Annotated in this window: 12 protein-coding genes; 6 read left to right on the forward strand and 6 right to left on the reverse strand. The window is 58.2% G+C overall.

What is annotated here, in order from left to right:
• Positions 1-115 precede the first annotated feature (115 nt).
• The 5 genes from pqqE to pqqA form a co-directional block, all read right to left on the reverse strand.
• Positions 116-1,201, reverse strand: a complete 1,086-nt coding sequence (gene pqqE / locus RBB81_RS17070) for a pyrroloquinoline quinone biosynthesis protein PqqE (RefSeq protein WP_353071467.1) — start codon at positions 1,199-1,201, stop codon at positions 116-118.
• 170 nt (positions 1,202-1,371) lie between these two features.
• Positions 1,372-1,659 carry a pyrroloquinoline quinone biosynthesis peptide chaperone PqqD gene (pqqD, locus tag RBB81_RS17075; protein WP_179584059.1) on the reverse strand — a complete coding sequence of 96 codons (288 nt, stop codon included), beginning with the start codon at positions 1,657-1,659 and terminating at the stop codon, positions 1,372-1,374.
• Positions 1,656-2,426, reverse strand: a complete 771-nt coding sequence (pqqC, locus tag RBB81_RS17080; RefSeq protein ID WP_353071468.1) for a pyrroloquinoline-quinone synthase PqqC — start codon at positions 2,424-2,426, stop codon at positions 1,656-1,658. The genes pqqD and pqqC overlap by 4 nt, the downstream gene beginning before the upstream one ends.
• Complete coding sequence (gene pqqB / locus RBB81_RS17085; RefSeq protein ID WP_353071469.1) at positions 2,399-3,313, reverse strand: pyrroloquinoline quinone biosynthesis protein PqqB; 915 nt, start codon at positions 3,311-3,313, stop codon at positions 2,399-2,401. The genes pqqC and pqqB overlap by 28 nt, the downstream gene beginning before the upstream one ends.
• A gap of 11 nt (positions 3,314-3,324) precedes the next feature.
• On the reverse strand, positions 3,325-3,411 hold the full coding sequence (gene pqqA / locus RBB81_RS17090) for a pyrroloquinoline quinone precursor peptide PqqA (protein ID WP_183792039.1): 87 nt from the start codon (positions 3,409-3,411) through the stop codon (positions 3,325-3,327).
• 171 nt (positions 3,412-3,582) lie between these two features.
• Between pqqA and mutS the strand changes: the two genes are divergently transcribed.
• From mutS to RBB81_RS17105, 3 genes are all read left to right on the forward strand, one after another.
• Positions 3,583-6,261 (forward strand): DNA mismatch repair protein MutS, encoded by a 2,679-nt coding sequence (mutS, locus tag RBB81_RS17095; RefSeq protein ID WP_353071470.1) that lies wholly within the window; start codon positions 3,583-3,585, stop codon positions 6,259-6,261.
• 115 nt (positions 6,262-6,376) lie between these two features.
• On the forward strand, positions 6,377-7,573 hold the full coding sequence (locus RBB81_RS17100; protein WP_353071471.1) for an anhydro-N-acetylmuramic acid kinase: 1,197 nt from the start codon (positions 6,377-6,379) through the stop codon (positions 7,571-7,573).
• A gap of 122 nt (positions 7,574-7,695) precedes the next feature.
• Positions 7,696-9,225: an ABC transporter substrate-binding protein gene (locus RBB81_RS17105; protein ID WP_353071472.1), complete on the forward strand. Its 1,530-nt coding sequence runs from the start codon at positions 7,696-7,698 to the stop codon at positions 9,223-9,225.
• Positions 9,226-9,349: 124 nt separating this feature from the next.
• On the opposite strand, the gene RBB81_RS17110 is transcribed toward RBB81_RS17105, so the two are convergent.
• The gene (locus tag RBB81_RS17110; protein WP_353071473.1) at positions 9,350-10,504 is read right to left on the reverse strand and encodes an FAD-dependent oxidoreductase; all 1,155 of its coding nucleotides are present in this window, start codon (positions 10,502-10,504) and stop codon (positions 9,350-9,352) included.
• An 86-nt stretch (positions 10,505-10,590) separates the two neighbouring features.
• On the opposite strand from RBB81_RS17110, the gene RBB81_RS17115 reads away from it, so the two are divergent.
• The 3 genes from RBB81_RS17115 to RBB81_RS17125 all read left to right on the forward strand — a co-directional run bounded on the left by RBB81_RS17115 (position 10,591) and on the right by RBB81_RS17125 (position 14,643).
• Positions 10,591-11,031, forward strand: coding sequence for a MarR family winged helix-turn-helix transcriptional regulator (locus RBB81_RS17115; protein WP_353071474.1), 441 nt, complete (start codon positions 10,591-10,593; stop codon positions 11,029-11,031).
• A gap of 335 nt (positions 11,032-11,366) precedes the next feature.
• Positions 11,367-12,017, forward strand: coding sequence for a VOC family protein (locus RBB81_RS17120; protein WP_353071475.1), 651 nt, complete (start codon positions 11,367-11,369; stop codon positions 12,015-12,017).
• A gap of 352 nt (positions 12,018-12,369) precedes the next feature.
• Positions 12,370-14,643, forward strand: coding sequence for a TonB-dependent receptor (locus RBB81_RS17125; RefSeq protein ID WP_353071476.1), 2,274 nt, complete (start codon positions 12,370-12,372; stop codon positions 14,641-14,643).
• The last annotated feature ends 195 nt before the right edge of the window (positions 14,644-14,838 follow it).

The raw sequence follows: 14,838 nt of genomic DNA on the forward strand, positions 1-14,838 counted from the left end.
AGACTACGGGGATGAGAGTTCGATAGGACATCCCTCAAACGATGTACGTTGTTGCGCACTGACACGGCTTGGCCGAGAGGAGGAAGATGTGGTTTGTTTCCTTCAGGTTATAGATTCACGAGTTGGCGAGGATGCGGTAGACCCATTGGGATGGAGGCGGTGGTGGGGTCTGGGTGATGGCGACCAGGTCTGCGTGCAGATCGCTGAGGCTGCAGGCGGGGTCCGTGTTTGCAGGGTCGCCGGTTAGCTGGAAGGCCTGGCAACGGCAGCCACCGAAGTCGATCTCTCTGCGGTCGCAGTCTGCACAGGGTTCCTTCATCCAGCTTTGGCCGCGGAAGCGGTTGAAGGCCGGAGATTGTTGCCAGAGCCATTCGAGGGAGTGGGTGCGGACTGAGTCGAACTCCAGGCCGGGGATGATGGCGGCGGCGTGGCATGGGAGGGCGAGACCAGCGGGGTCGATGAGCATCATCTGGCGGCCCCAACCTCCGACGCAGGGCTTGGGGTAGCGTGCGTAGTAGTCGGGAAATACGGCTTGCAGCTGGATTCGGCCGGCGAGGCGGGATTGGGCTTCCTGGATGAGTTGGACAGAACGCTCTACCTGGCTGGGGGTGGGCATGAGTCGGTCGCGGTTTTTTAGGGCCCAGCCGTAGTACTGGACGTGGGCGACTTCGATTCTTTGCGGTTCGAGGGACTCGGCGAGGGCGAGGATGTCTTCGAGACGGTCTAGATTTTCGCGGTGGACTACTACGTTGACGGTGAAGGCTATGTCTTGTTGGCGGATGAGGGTGGCGAGTTTGAGTTTGTGGGCGTGGGCTCGTGCGCCTGCGAATTCGTTGGCCTTTTCTTCGTCAGCGTCCTGAAGGCTTAGCTGGATGTGTTCGAGGCCGGCGTCTTTGAGCTCGATCATGCGGTCAGCGGTGAGGCCCAAGCCTGAGGTGATCATGTTAACGTAGAGGTTCGCTTCCCTCCCTGCGGCGACGAGTTTTGCGATGTCTGATCGTGCGAGGGGTTCGCCACCGGTGAGATGGAGATGGAGGACGCCTAGAGCTGCGGCTTGGTGGAAGACTCTTGCCCAGTCTTCGGTTGATAGCTCATCTTTTGCTGATTGCATTTGGAGGGGGTTTGAGCAGTAGACGCAGTGCAGGGGGCAGCGATGGGTGAGTTCGGCTACGAGAGAGAGTGGACCGGGAAGTGTCGACATATTCGGCTTACAAGAAAATTGTATGCTTTTGCCCTGCGCGGGTGGCGGTCACTTCGTGACTTGTATACCCCTTTGGGTGGCGCTCCCGTTGGTCGCGATCAGGAGGCGAAGCCGGTCCACATGTCACGAAGTGACCGCTCCGCGCGTAGCGGTCCCGGCCGGAAGGCCTTCTAGTCCTTGTAGAGAAGGACGCTGCGTGCGTGGAGTTTGTCGAGAAACTGTTTAACCTCGGCGGTGATTTGTGATGAGTCGGTTGTGGCGTGCTTCTGTTGGAGTTCGATTGTGATTGCTTCGACAGAGCGTTGTCCATCGATGAGGCCGATGATCTCGCTGGCTGCGCCTTTGAGTCGTAGCGCGCCTTCGGGAACTAGAAGCATCGCTTCGTCAGGTGAGACGGTTCGAACGCGACAACCTACTGCGAGACGCGGGATTCTCGAGTCTGAGATGGGTTCGCTCATGATGCCTCTGGACGGAAGACGCCGGGCTGTGGAGGGAGCGCTCCGGGTTCGACGTAGCAGTATTGAAGGGCGTCGAGTTGGGCCCACAGCAGAGCACACTTTCGCTCGAGCGAGCGGACTACCAATGACTGGAGATACGGGGTGTCGGCGTGTTCGGCTGAGTAGTCGAAGGCGAAGGCGGCGTCTTCCGGAGCTTGTGTGAGCCTGCCTTGGAAGTATGCGAGACCGTTTTGCAGCCAGGGGTAGTGTTTCGCGAGAGCATCCATGCGTAAAGCGATCAGTTGGCCGGCGAATAGTTCGGTGAGTGACGAAGAGACGGCTTCGAGCAGAGTGCTGTTGGTGACGAGATCGATGTAGGCGTCGACTGCGTAGCGAACGCCGGGGAGGATCGCGTGGGTGCTGATGACGTATTTGCGCTCGAGGCCGGTGGCCTCTGCTAGTTGCAGCCACTTTTCGATGCCACCGACACCGGTGTCGCCGTCGTGGTCGATGATGCGTTTTCGCCAGGCGCGGCGGAAGGCTACATCTTCGGACTTGGAGAGGATGACGGCGTCTTTGATGGGGATGCGGCTCTGGTAGTAGTAGCGATTCAGCACCCAGGCCTGCATCTGGCCGCGTGTGAGTTCGCCCGCATGCATGCGCAGATGGAAGGGATGATTATGGTGATACATCGCCTCGCCTACCTGCTGGAGGCGCTGGCGTAGCTCAGCTTTGCTCAACAGAACCGCGTCTGTGTGATCTACAGCGTTATCTCTAGTCCGTCCCATGCCACTTCCCAGCCTGCGTCTTCGACTGTGCGACGCTCCGAACTTTTTTCCTGCAAGATCGGGTTAGTGTTGTTGATGTGGGTGTAGATTTTGCGAGTGCCTTTGAGATACTTGAGAGTTTCGAGCGAGCCGTCGGGGCCGCTAATTGGAAGATGGCCCATGGAACGGGCTAAGGGTGTTCCGGGTTGGATTCGTTGTAGTTCGTCATCGGTCCAGAAGGTTCCATCTATGAAGATAGACGAACAGGTGGAGAGAAGGTGCTTCAAGGGCGCGGATACAGAAGGTAGCGCGGGAAGGTAGGCGGCACGTGCTCCCTGAGGGTCTTCGAGGATGACTCCGATGGTTGCGCCTGTTGGGACGAGCGCGGTGCGGTCTTCTTCGCTGATGTAGGTAGGGAGACTGTTTGAGAGTGCGATGGGAGTGCAGGTGAGGCCGCCGCCTGCGTTGAAGCTGACGTTCGGTTCGATTTCGGTCCAGCGGCTTTGTCCGGGGAGACGATCGAGCATCTGGAAGAAGCTGTTTTTTTTGAGGATGCTGATGACTGGGCGCGTTGCGTAGATGCGGACGGGGGTGAACTCGCGCATGAGGAGGAGACCGAGTACGTGGTCGAGGTCGGCGCTGGTGAGGATGATGCCGGCGACGGGAGTGTTGCGCAGGCCTTTGGCGGGGTCTGGGTGGACTTCGGGGTTGTTGATGAGTTGCTGGCGGAGATCGGGGGAGGCGTTGATCAGGAACCAGGCGTCATCATCTGCCGTGACAGCTAGTTGTGACTGGGTTCTGGACTGGATGTGGGGATGATTCTGGCGAAGGGCGGAACAGTTCGTGCAGGTGCAGTTCCATTGAGGAAGGCCGCCACCTGCGGCGGCCCCCAGGACTTTGATCCTCACGGAAACTGTTCTTAGAGTTCTACGGGAGCGTAGGAGTTGATCTCGCAGTTAAGGGAAACTTCTTCAAAGTCGGGCGTGGCCCATGTCGACTGTGTCATGGAAAGAACCTTTCGTGGAAGATCTAAAACGGCTAGTTACTAGTCTACCGTATTCGGGGGTTTGTTGCCTATCGGGTGCGAAAGGCAACTGCGTGCTGCGCGCACGGCGCGATCTGCCATCGAGGCTGACGCGCCTTCGGCGCCTGTTCTTATTGTGTGATTATGAATGGGATGGCGAACGAGACAGTAACGAATTTTGCGGCAGAGGCGGCTGGGGCTACGCCGGCGATGCGGCAGTATTTTGCGGCGAAGGAACAGTATCCCGACTGCCTGGTGTTTTGCAGGATTGGGGACTTCTATGAGCTGTTTTATGAGGATGCGATTCTTGTCTCGCGTGTGCTGCAACTGACGCTGACGGCGCGTGATCGCGAGAAGAAGCAGCCGATGTGCGGAGTTCCTTATCATGCGGCGGAGGTGTATCTGCAGAAGCTGCTGCGCATGGGGTACAAGGTTGCGCTGCTGGAGCAGATGGAAGACCCGAAGCTGACGAAGACCGTCGTCCGGCGTGAAGTGACGCGGGTGCTGACGCCGGGGACTGCGCTTGATCCGGCGTTGGGGTCGGAGGAGAGTAATTATCTGGCGAGTGTGGCGGTGTTGGGTGGCGGGACGGCTCAGAGCGGAGGTCAGGTTTGCGGGTTGGCGTTGCTGGATCTTTCTACGGGGGAGTTTCGGGCTACGGAGTTTTCTGGTGGCGGCGGATGGGCAGCGCTGGTGGATGAGCTGGGGCGGGTGCGGCCAGTGGAGTTGCTGTATGGATCGGGGTTGCTGGGTGGCGTAAATCTTGCCGGGGAGAGTGAGACAGCGGCCGGACTCGATGCGATTCGGACGAAAACGGCGGCTGAAGAGTGGGTGTTTACATCCGAGTACGCGGTGCCGCTGGTGCGGAATCACTTCAAGGTGCATTCGCTGGATGGGATGGGGCTGGGTGGTCATGAGGCAGCGACGGTGGCGGCTGGGGCTCTGCTGCACTACATGCGCGCGACCAAGCAGGGCGGGTTGGAGCATGTGGATGGGCTGCGGTTCTATGAACGGTCTACTTGTTTGGAGCTGGATGCGGTGAGCGTGCGGAATCTGGAGCTGGTGGAGCCTCTGTTTTCGGGCGAGTCGGCGCAGACTACGCTGTTTTACACGATGGACGCTTGTTGTACGCCGATGGGGAAAAGGTTGTTGCGCGCGTCGCTGCTGCGGCCGGCGAGTGGGCTGGGGGAGATTGAGGCGCGGCTGGAGGCGGTGGGTGAGGCGGTGGGTGATCTGCGGCGGCGGGAGGAGCTGCGGCGGTCTATGGATGGATTGCTGGATCTTGAGAGGCTGCTGGGACGGGTTGCGCTGGATTCGGCTGGGCCCCGGGAGGTGATGGCGCTGGCGAAGACGCTTGGGTGTTTGCCTGGCGTGGTGGCCGCGGTGAAGGCGTTTGGCGCTGCGCGGTGGAGGGAGTTGGGGGAGAGCGTCGATCCGCTGGAGGATCTGTACGAGATGATTGTGCGGACGATTGCAGAGGAACCGCCGGTGTCGATTGGAGATGGTGGGGCGATTCGGGTTGGTGTGGATGCGGAGCTGGATGAGCTGCGGGAGTTGAGCCGGAGCGGGCGGCAGGCGCTGGCGGCGATTGAGGAACGGGAGCGCGAACGGACTGGGATTGGATCGTTGAAGGTGCGGTTTAACAATGTGTTTGGCTACTACCTTGAGGTGACGAAGGCGAATGCCAAGGCGGTCCCGGCTGACTATGAGCGCAAACAGACGCTGGTGAATGCGGAGCGGTTTACCACGCCGGAGTTGAAGGAGTATGAGACGAAGATTTTGACCGCGCAGGAGCGGAGTGGGGAGATCGAGAAGAGGATCTTTGCGGAGCTGCGGAGGCAGTTGCTGGAGGCCGCGGGGCGGATGCGGGAGACTGCGAGGAAGATCGCGGAGATCGATCTGCTTGGATGTTTTGCTCATCTGGCTGCGCTGCGTGGATGGGTGAGGCCAAACGTTGAGGTGTCGGGTGTGCTGGAGTTTGTGCAGGCGCGGCATCCGGTGGTGGAGAGACGGATGGAGGAGTCGGGTGGAGGGCGGTTTGTGCCGAACTCGGTTCATCTGGATGCGGATGCTGGACCGGCAGTGCTTCTGATTACGGGGCCGAATATGGGGGGAAAGAGCACTTACCTGCGAATGGCTGCGCTACTCGTGGTTATGACGCAGATGGGGAGCTTTGTTCCGGCGGAGGGGATGCGGCTGGGATTGGTGGACCGGATTTATACGCGTATTGGAGCGAGCGATAACGTGGCGCGGGGGCGTTCAACGTTTATGGTCGAGATGACAGAGACGGCTGCGATTTTGAATACGGCTACGAACCGCTCGCTGGTGCTGCTGGATGAGATGGGACGTGGGACGGCTACGTATGATGGGTTGAGTTTAGCCTGGGCTACGGTAGAGCACCTGCATGACCGGATCGGCGCAAGGACGCTGTTTGCTACGCACTATCATGAGCTGACGTTGCTTGCAGATCGATTGGCGCGACTGACGAATCTGAGGGTGACGGTGAAAGAGACGGCGGGGGGGATTGTGTTTCTGCATACGGTGGAAGCTGGACCGGCCAGTAAGAGCTATGGGATTGAGGTTGCGCGGTTGGCGGGGTTGCCGAGTGGTGTGATTGCGCGGGCGCGCGAGGTGCTGAAGGTGCATGAGCGGGCCGAGACGCAGCAGGTGAGGGAGGCTTCTCCAACGCTGGCTCCGCAGATGCAGATGACGATGTTTACGCCGCTGTCGCAGAGGATTGTGGATCGGTTGGCTGAGGCGGATGTGGATGGGTTGACGCCGCGTGAGGCTCTCAATTTGCTGGCGGAGTTGCAGAGGGAGTTGAAGGGATGATGTCCTGCCGGACGGGCCGCCTGCGCCGCGGGCGGTCACTTCGTGATTTGTGTACCTTTTGTGGCGATAGATGCACGGGACCGGGCGTTGCCCGGTGTCATTCGATTGGGGAGGCATGGTGAAGAGCATGGTGGTGGCGGGAGTGATGAGTGGGACCTCCGCGGATGGGGTGGACGTTGCGATCTGTAAGATCTCGCCGGCGCTTATGGCTGGTGGGACGCCGCGCATCAAACTGCTGGGACATTTGGGACTCGCCTATTCAAAGACTCTGCGAACGGCTGTGCTCGGTGCGATGGACGCCGACGCGATTTCGGTGGCGGAGCTTGCACGATTGAACTGGCGGCTGGGTGAGTTGTATGCCGACGCTGTGGTGAGCGCGCAGGAGAAGTTCGGAGTGACGGTTAATCTGGTGGGTTGTCATGGACAGACGATCTACCACCAAGGCTCGCCGGAAAAGTATCTGGGGAAAGCGCTGCGGGCTACGTGGCAGATCGGTGAGGCCTCCGTGATTGCGGAGCGGCTGCGGGTTCCGGTGGTGAGTGATTTCAGGCCGGGGGATCTGGCTGCCGGTGGGCAGGGGGCCCCTCTGGTGCCGATGCTGGACTACTGTATGTTCCGTTCGGCGAAGGTGAGCCGGGTGCTTCTGAATCTTGGCGGGATTGGGAATTTGACGGCTATTCCAGCGGAGGCCGGTGTCGATGGGCTAATGGCTTTCGATACCGGTCCGGGGAATATGGTGATCGACGCCTGTATGAAGAGGCTGTATGCAAGGGAGTTTGACCGGGCTGGTGCGGTGGGTCGAACGGGGCGCGTGTTGCAGAATGTTGTGCAGGAAGTTTTGAAGGAGAAGTACTTCTCTGCCCTCCCGCCGAAGTCTTGCGGGCGGGAGCAGTTCGGAGAGGTGTTTGTTTCGCGGTTTATTGCGATGTGTCGGAAGGCTGGTGGAGTGGAAGACCGCAATGAAGATGTAATTACTACGGCAACAGCGTTGACTGCGGCATCTGTTGGGCAGGCCTATAGGAAGTTTGTGTGGGGACATGTGGGGCAGGCTGCCCCTTTGTCACGAGTGGAGTTTGTGGTTGCGGGTGGTGGGACGAAGAATGTTTCCTTGATGAGAATGCTAAGCGCAGAACTAGAACCGATGGGAGTGAAGGTGCGCTTGATGGAAGAGTTGGGGGTCCCGGCGCAGGCGAAAGAGGCTGTGGCCTTTGCGCTGCTCGCGTGGTTGAGTTGGTTTGATCTGCCGGGAAATATTCCGGCTGCAACAGGGGCGAAACGAGCTGCGGTGCTGGGGAAAGTGACAACGGTCTAGCGAATTGTCGTGCATACGATGTATTTCCAAACGACGAATAAATCGAGGATCAGGTCCTTCGCGGATGACAGATTTATCACGGATTATATGGCGGTGAAATCCTGACTCAAAAGCTATTGTGCGTGTTGGCGCTCATTGGATTCGGCATCTTGACGGGTTGTCGTGGCCGGGTGGAGGGGCCAGGTTCGGTGGTGATGATTCTGGAGAGTAGTCCAAATAACCTGGATCTGAGGGTGGGAGCGGATGCGCAGTCGGAGCGAGTGGGAGGTCTGATCTTTGACGCGCTTGTGAAGAAGGATGAGCACTATGAGCTGCAGCCGTGGCTGGCGAAGAGCTGGGAGCAGCCCGATCCGCTGACATGGGTGTTTCATCTGCGCGATGGCGTGCGGTTTCATGATGGGAGGCCGCTGGAGGCAGAGGATGTTGCTTATACGATTCGGAGTTTGATTGACGGCTCGCTTGTTACCGCGAAGGGTGGCGGATTTGGTGCGGTGGATAACGTTGAAGCGAAAGATCGGCTGACCGTTGTGGTGCATTTGAAGCGCCCCGATGCGGGGCTGCTGTTCAACGTAAGCGATGGATTGTTTGGAGTGGTGCCGCGTGGGAGCGGGAGGGATTTTGGCCTGCATCCGGTGGGATCCGGGCCGTTTCGGTTTGTGAGCGCGGTGCAGGATAAAGAGGTGGTCGTTGCAAGGAACCATGAGTATTGGGCGGGGCTGCCAGTTGCTCCGGCGGGTGCGCAGGATATTGAGCGAGTGCGGTTCGAGGTAGTTCCGGATGCGATTACGAGTGCGCTGGAGTTGAAGAAGGGATCGGCGGATCTGGCCAGCAATGTGGTGACGCTGGATATGGTGCATGCTCTGGAGAGTGCGCCGAACCTGAAGGTGGAGTCGGGGGTGGGGTCGCCGGTGGTTTATGTGACTTTCAATGTTACAGATCCGTTGTTGAAGGATAAGCGGGTGCGACAGGCGATCGCATGCGCGATGGATCGGCAGCCGATTGTCAATGCGATCTGGCGGGGCCAGGCTAGGTTGGCGAATACTTTACTGCCGGCGGGACATTGGGCGGCGGCTAATGATGCAGAGTTGGCGCAGTATCCGCATGATGTGGCCCGGGCCCAGAGGCTGTTGGAGGAGGCTGGCTTCCCTGCCGGCAAAGATGGGGTGCGGCTGCGGTTGACGATGAAGACAAGTACGGATGAGACGACTCGGCTGATGGTGACGGTATTGCAACAGCAGCTGCGGGCAGCGGGGGTTCGGCTGGAGATAAGGTCGGCGGAGTTTGGGACGTTTTATGCGGACGTGACAAAGGGGGCGTTTCAGATGTATGCGCTGCGCTGGATCGGGAGCAACGAAGATCCGGATATCTTTCGGTATGCCTACGCATCGAGCAGCTTTCCGCCGAAGGGAGGAAATCGGGGACGATACTCGAACGCGCGAGTTGATGAGCTACTGACTGAGGCTGCCGCTAGTTCGGATCGCTCGGCCAGAAGAGCCGATTATGTGGAGGTGCAAAAGATTTTGTCGGATGAGCTGCCGGGGATACCACAGTGGTATCCGAATAATGAGGTGATTCACACGCGGCGGGTCGGTGGAGTTGTGCCGCGGGGTACGGGGAACTTTGATTTTTTACGGGACGGGTGGGTGCAGTAGCACTGCGGCGTGCGTAGTTGCCTGTCCGGGACGCCCACGTTGGGCCATGCCGTTCTGCGTCGATGAGAGATCTATTTTGCTTTACATACTCCACTGTCTACGCGTGCACCCTTCGCAGAGGCACCTACTCCTGATTGGCTGCATGGTGTCCCTCTACGATATGCGCCCACTGCAGACTGTGCTCCAGTCCACGCGGAGAAAATACTTCCTGAATCGCCTGACCCGCACCGCGCGCAGGAATTTCTGCACGCGCACACATGGTGTGCTCAAACATGGCAACTGCCGCTCGCCAGTCACTCTGAAGCAATGCCTCCGCCAGATCTGCTCCATCCATCATTGCCAGGTTTGCTCCATCGCCTCCGAACGGGCTCATTACATGTGCAGCGTCTCCCAATAGCGTTACACCCTCGCGATGCTCCCACTGATGTCCCGCCGGCAATTCATAGATCCCTCGCGGTACCAGCTTGCCTTCACTGCGGCGAATCCACAGCAACAAATCATCCGACCATCCCGCAAACTGCTTACACATAAATTCGCGCACGGCAGCGTCGTCCAGCTTGTCCAGCCAGTTTGCCTGAAACCAGTTCTCCTCTACCCTTAGTCCGATGTAACCGCCCAGATGTGCGTTCGCATCGCGATGTGCGACCAGCGCCTTCGAATCTCCCAGCGCAAACGTTAATCCGCGGCCTGCCATCTCGGCAGTATCGGGATACCGTTCGTCTACATTGTCGATCCCGAACTCGATGATCAGTACACCGGTATACTTCGGCGTTACATCGCTCAGCAGGGGCCGCACCCTGGACCATGTCCCATCGGCACCCACTATCAGATCGAATTGCTCCGACGTGCCGTCGGCAAAATTCACGGCACAGCCCCGGTCAGGCAACGGAGTTACTCCGATTACATGCGTTCCCCACCGCACTATTTCGACGGGCAATGACTTCAGCAGCAAGCCTCGCAGATGGCCGCGGTCCGTCTCCGGCCGGTCCTTATTCGCAACGTTGGTATCGATATGCATCAGTTTGCCTTGTTTGTTGTACAGGCGAGCCTCCTGATCTGCATATCGAGCAATCTTTTGGAACTCGTCCATTAGTCCAGCCTTGCTGAGCGCAATCTGTCCAGCATCGGCGTGAATATCGAGTGAGCCTCCCTGCGTCCGATCGGAGAAGGAGCTCTCACGCTCGAATACGGTGACATCCTTGCCCTGGAGCGACAGGATGCGGGCCGCTACCAGTCCGCCAGGTCCAGCTCCGACGATTCCTATCTTTGGATTATTCATTTCGACTCTCCACAATGCATTGCACCCTATCTTTATACATAGGATACAATACATATAGATCACGATTCATAAACTTGATCCTAGGCATGAACAAGAGAGTTCTTTCCAATCCGGGGCATCATATTAACCGCATTGCTCGACTGAGTGCGCGCTGGCTGGAGCCTAGACTCCAGAGACTCGGCCTAGCCGTGGCCCAAGTCCCAGTCTTCGGCGCAATCAAGAGCCTCGGGCCACTTTCCCAAAAAGAACTTGCGCGACTTCTGCATGTAGAACAGCCAACGATGGCGCAACTGCTGACTCGCATGGAACGGGAGGGTCTCATCGAGCGTACGCCCGACCCAAAAGACGGCCGCAGCAGCCTCATCAATCTCACTCCGCACGCCCTGAAGAAAGCTGGACCCGCCCGCGATGTCCTGAGTGAGGGTAGCCGGGTCGCCCTGAAAGGTTTTAGCCCGAGCGAGATCACAGCTTTGAATCGGCTTTTGCTGCGCGTGCGCGCCAACCTGGAAGAAGCTATCGACGAATGAAGGTCTACCGACTGCAAGTAGAGGACGATTTCTTTGAGGCGACGAGTTGTTCATTCCACCCATGTGCTTTTCTACCGGGGCATCTCGCCGTCTTTTTCGAGGAACTTACCGGGTTGAAAACCTCGCGTCGATCAAGCAATACCCTCTCACCTCAGTGAGCTTTCCAAATATTTGGGGGTCTGTGAGCCGCGATCGGGTGACCACGCGCGCTTCCACAAGTCTCGGCTATTGACAATGCAGCGCTGATCGAGGCAACCTTTCAGTGCTGCGTAGGGCGCATCGGTGCAGATCGAAAGGGCAACGCCCACCTACGGTAAGTGAACACCAATGCGCCTATGCCGAATATCGAAAACCTCAAAAAGCAAGCCAAACAGTATCTGCGTTGGCATCGTGAACGGTACTATCCCGTCGCGGCCCAAATCAGAGCTGCGCTACCCCGATTTCGCCACATCGGGGACGTGCAGATACTGGAGTCAAGCTTCAGGCTCGCGGATGCTCAGGAGCTTGTCGCACGGCAAATGGGGTTCGACGGGTGGCAGGCGCTCAAGTCAGGAGCAGATGCTATGACCGATGAACCCAGACAGACGACGTCACGTCCCGTTCTCAGTTCAATTGAGGCGCAACTCTTCGTTGCGAACATCAAGAGTTCCTGTGATTTCTATAGAGGCAAGCTCGGCTTCGCGGTCGAATTCGTCTATGGCGATCCTCCATACTACGGGCAGGTCTTCCGCGACAACGCACGACTCAACTTGAAGCTGGTCTGCGAACCTGTATTCGCTGGCGATATTCGCAAGCGCGAACATCTGCTGTCCGCTTCCATTGCGGTTGCCACCGCGATGGAAATCAAAGAGCTGTTTCTGAGTTATCAAGCTGCAGGAGTCTCTTTCCATCAGACACTTAAGAGGGAGCCTTGGGGCGCCAAAACGTTTGTTGTCTCGGATCCGGATGAGAATCTCATCCTCTTTGCTGGCCCGGAAGCCGACTGAACTGCGCCAATTCAGAAATGCGGGGCGCAAACGCTTCAACAAATGCCGGGGATCGTGGCCGGCGCGTCCCTGTCTCAGCTGCAGTCAGGCGATAAACCGCGATGTTCCAGTCTTGAAATCTCCAAAGCTACTGCATAAAGCACCGACCGCAAAGCCACGAAATCGTAGCAACAATTCAATCAGTTCGGTAGTTGCTGATTGATAATCTATCGAGGGGCCAGACTACAAGGGACTGGGGCTCTCACAGTCAGTCTCTAAGGGCTAGAATAGTCGGCCCGCCGCCCACGCTATGCCCGTCCGCCTCATTTTGGCTAAGTCAGTATCGCTGCTTCTGGTCGGTGGCACTTGGCCGATGCTCCTCGCTCAAGTGAACACAGGAGAGCTTCGTCTCAAAGTAACCGATCCTGGCGGATTAGGCCTCAGCGCCTCCATCACGATCTCCAGCAACTCCAGCCAATACCTCAACTCACTAACAACCAGTAAAAGCGGCGAGGTTGATATTGAGACCCTACCCTATGGGATCTATCTCCTACGCGCAGAGAGTCTGGGCTTCACAGCAACCACCGAAACAGTAGAAATAAGATCGGCACTTCCCTCCGAGCACACCATCAAGCTGACTGTCGCGCCGGTAAAGACGTCGGTGCAGGTAAGCAGCTCCGCACCGCTGATCGATCCGTATCGTCCCTCCTCTGTCATGCAGATAGGCTCGCAGCAGATTCAGGATCGTACGGCATCCCTGCCTGGCAGGTCGGTGCAGGATCTGGTCGATACGCAGCCCGGGTGGCTCTATGAGGGCAACGCCGTACTTCATCCGCGTGGCTCCGAGTACCAGACGCAGTTCGTAATCGACGGCATCCCTCTCACCGACAATCGCTCCCCCAGCTTTGGCCCGGAGATTGGCGCCGACGACTTAGACTCCATGAGTATCCTCACCGCTGGATTCCCTGCCGAGTACGGCCGCAAGATGGGCGGCATTGTCGAACTCAACACCCGCCGCCAGACCGGCGACGGTCTGCACGGGGAGGTCGTCCTGTCCGGAGGCAGCTACGATACTGGAGCCGCTTACGGCCAGCTTCAGGAGGTACACGGCAAGAACACCTTCGGCGCATCCGCCTCCGGCAGCATGTCTGCGCACTACCTAAATCCTGTGGTGCCGGAAAACTACACTAACCGTGGAACCACCGGAGACTTCTCCGCCCACTACGAACGCGACCTGACCCAAAACGATCGGCTCAATATGAGCGTCCGCCACGAACTCTCGCGTTTTGAGATTCCCAATGAGTTGGTTCAGCAAGAAGCCGGCCAGCTGCAGACCGGCAGCAACTTCGAGACGATGGGCACAGTTCGCTACCAGCACATCTTCTCCCCCGACAGCCTCGGCACCCTCGCCGCAATGGTGCGCGATAACGCGAATAACCTCAATTCAAATCAGAACTCCACCCCGATCATCGCGTTTCAGCATAACAACTTCCGCGAAGGCTTCTTCAAAGCCACCTACTCATTCCACCACGGCCATCACGAGTTCAAAGCTGGCGTCGAATCCGACAACGTCTTCCTGCATGAAGACTTCAGCTATCGCATCACCGATCCCACGCAGTTCGATGACAACACTCCTTCAAGCCTGGCCTTCATGGAACACCGGCCAGACCTCGAGCAATCCGCATTCGTCGAAGACCTGATACGTCTCGGCAAATGGACGATCAGCGCCGGCTTACGTTTGGATCACTATCAACTCCTGCTCAACCAGAGCGCCTTCAGCCCTCGCATCTCCGTTGGCCGTAACCTTCCGTCGCTCAACATGGTGTTACACGCCTCATACGACCGCATCTTCCAGACTCCGTCGTTTGAGAACATCCTCATCTCCAGTTCGCCGCAGATTGACGCACTCAACAGTAACTTCCTTCGCCTTCCCGTCCAGCCGTCCCGCGGGAATTATTACGAAGGCGGCCTCAGCGAAGCCTTCGCGCAGTGCATGAGTCTCGACGTGAACGTCTACCGTCGTAACGTCACCGACTTTGCAGACGACGATCAACTTCTCAACACCGGAGTCAGCTATCCCATCTCCTTCGACAAAGCGATTGTCTACGGAGCGGAAGCAAAGCTCTCTCTGCTTCACCTCGCGAAACTCTCCGGCTACGCCAGTTACTCCTACATGGTCGCCAACGTCTGGTATCCGGTCACCGGTGGCCTCTTCCTTGGCGATGACGTAACCGCCGCCGTCACGAAAACCGCGGGTCACTTCCCTGCATCGCAGGACCAGCGCAACACTCTGCGCACGCGCTTTCGCTATCAGCTCGTACCGTGGCTCTGGTTCGCCGCAGGCCTAAGCTACGGCTCGGGTCTGCCTTTCGCCTACACCGGCGATCAAGCCGACGCTCTCGCCCAGTATGGCCCGCAGGTAATCAGCCGCATCAACTTCGACCGCGGCCGCATCTCGCCCATGCTCGCCACCGATGCCACGTTGGGCGCGGACATCCACAAGAGCGACCGAATGATCATTCGCTTTCAGGCCGATGGGAGTAACCTGAATGGCCGTCTCAACGTCATTGACTTCGGGGGTCTTTTCTCTGGGAACGCGATCGCGCCCGGACGAAGCTTCGCTCTCCGTCTTAGCACAAACTTTTAGGCGTAGAAACCGGAAGAGTTGCTAGAGAGTGGACCGAGGTTGAGGAACAGAGATTACAGTGGCGGCCTGCGCCTGGACCTGGCATTTGGTTTGGCGAGCCGGGCTGTGAAGAGAACGGAGGAGATCCTATCAGTCTCCCCCCAAAATTGATCGCGAAACTCTGCCCCGTGCCTCGCAAATCAAAGCTACAGCCTT

It is taken from the genome of Tunturibacter gelidoferens, assembly GCF_040358255.1.
Lineage (GTDB): Bacteria > Acidobacteriota > Terriglobia > Terriglobales > Acidobacteriaceae > Edaphobacter > Edaphobacter gelidiferens.